Origin of the sequence: Leucobacter alluvii (assembly GCF_039530485.1) — a bacterium.
GTDB lineage: Bacteria > Actinomycetota > Actinomycetes > Actinomycetales > Microbacteriaceae > Leucobacter > Leucobacter alluvii.
On sequence record NZ_BAAAOP010000016.1, the window covers coordinates 1 to 1,136 of the forward strand.

The following is a 1,136-nucleotide window of genomic DNA, read 5'->3' on the forward strand; positions in this document are numbered from 1 at the left end:
GGCCTCGAACTCGATCGGGGTCAAACGTCCGAGGCGGGGTTGGCGACGGCGCCGATGGTAGGTCCGTTCGATCCAGATCACGATCGCGATGCGCAGCTCTTCTCGGCGGGTCCAAGTGCGGCGGTCGAGGACGTTCTTCTGGAGCAGGCTGAAGAACGATTCCATGGCCGCGTTATCGCCGGCAGCGCCGACTTTGCCCATCGATCCGACCATGCGGTGACGGGTGATTGCGCGCAGGAATTTCCTGCTTCGAAATTGCGATCCGCGATCCGAATGGATCACGCAGCCGGCGACATCGCCGCGCATCGCGACGGCGTTCTCAAGCGCCCGGACGGCCAGGCTCGACTTCATCCGCGAGTCGATGGAGTACCCGACGATCTTGTTCGAGAACACGTCTTTGATCGCGCAGAGGTAAAGCTTGTCCTCCGCGGTTCGATGCTCGGTGATATCCGTCAGCCACAGCCGGTTCGGAGCGTCGGAGGTGAACTCGCGGCCCACGAGATCGTCATGGACCGGCGGGCCGACCTTCTTGCCGTTCTTGCCCCGCTTCTTCCCGAACGCGGACCACCAGCCGTTGTCGGAGGCGATCCGCCATGCGGTCCGGTCCGCCATCGACTCCCCGACGTCGCGCGCCTCGTCGGCCAGGAGCCGGTGCCCGAACTCGGGGTCGTCCCGGTGCGCATCGAACAGCGCGTTCGCGCGATACGCCTCGACCACCTCGGTGTTGGTGACGGGGTTCGCCAACCACCGGTAGTAGGGCTGGCGAGCGAGCTTGAGCACCCGACACGTCACCGCGACGGGAACCCCGTCAGCGGCGAGCTCAGTCACGAGCGGGTAGAGCCTTTTCCCGGCAGGTTCGCCTGCGACAGATACGCCGCCGCCCGCCGCAGCACCTCGTTCTCCTGCTCCAACAGCCGAATGCGCTTGCGCGCCTCCCGCAACTCAACCCCCTCGGCTCGGGTCTGCCCTGGCCGGTCACCGTCCTCCACCGCGGCGCGCTGCAACCATTTCTGCAGGGTCATCGGGTGAACGCCGAAATCTTTCGCAATCTGCTCGATCGTCACACCTGGTTCACGACTCCTCGCAACACGCACAACGTCGTCACGGAACTCTCGGGGATAGGGCTTCGGCACAAT

The 1,136-nt window shown here is 65.1% G+C and carries 1 protein-coding gene; it reads right to left on the reverse strand.

All coding sequences use genetic code 11. The features are described 5' to 3' along the window. Positions 1-1,133, reverse strand: a protein-coding gene (locus tag ABFX18_RS14200; RefSeq protein WP_346058688.1) for an IS3 family transposase whose coding sequence is annotated in 2 segments (ribosomal slippage) — positions 1-846 and positions 849-1,133 — 1,131 coding nt annotated over the 2 segments. Because the reading frame shifts where the segments join, the coding sequence is not laid out codon by codon here. This gene is flagged as partial in the annotation. Between the last annotated feature and the right edge of the window lie 3 nt (positions 1,134-1,136).